This window comes from Acetobacter cibinongensis (genome assembly GCF_000963925.1).
Classification (GTDB): domain Bacteria; phylum Pseudomonadota; class Alphaproteobacteria; order Acetobacterales; family Acetobacteraceae; genus Acetobacter; species Acetobacter cibinongensis.
In genome coordinates, this window is sequence record NZ_BAMV01000038.1 from 1 (window position 1) to 475 (window position 475).

Here is a 475-nt window from a genome sequence, read left to right on the forward strand (position 1 = left end):
CTCGAAGCGTTTTCCCGGACTGTGGATTTTGAAGTGTTCCGCCCTGACCTGGCGCAGGCTTTGGCCTATTCCGACGGACGCAAAGGCGGACGACCGCCATTTGATCCTGTGCTGATGTTCAAAATTCTGGTGATCCAGACGCTCAACAATTTGTCTGATGAGCGGACGGAATATCTGATCAACGATCGCCTCTCCTTTATGCGTTTCCTTGGGCTGGGACTTTCAGATCGGGTGCCGGATGCCAAAACGGTCTGGCTGTATCAAAAGCGTCTGACCCAGGCGGGTGCGATCGATGGGCTGTTCAACCGCTTTGATGCGACCCTGCGCAACGCCGGGTATTTGCCGATGTCCGGCCAGATCCTGGATGCCACACTGGTAGCGGCTCCAAAGCAGCGGAACACCAATGCAGAGAAAGCCGATCTTCGGGAAGGACGTATTCCTGAAGACTGGCAGGACAAGCCGTCAAAGCTGTCGC

At 55.8% G+C, this 475-nt stretch carries 1 protein-coding gene; it reads left to right on the forward strand.

Annotated features, from left to right (window positions below; genetic code table 11):
* Positions 1 to 475 (forward strand): IS5/IS1182 family transposase (locus tag Abci_RS12980; RefSeq protein WP_048839604.1); only part of this gene is annotated, 475 nt, incomplete at both ends.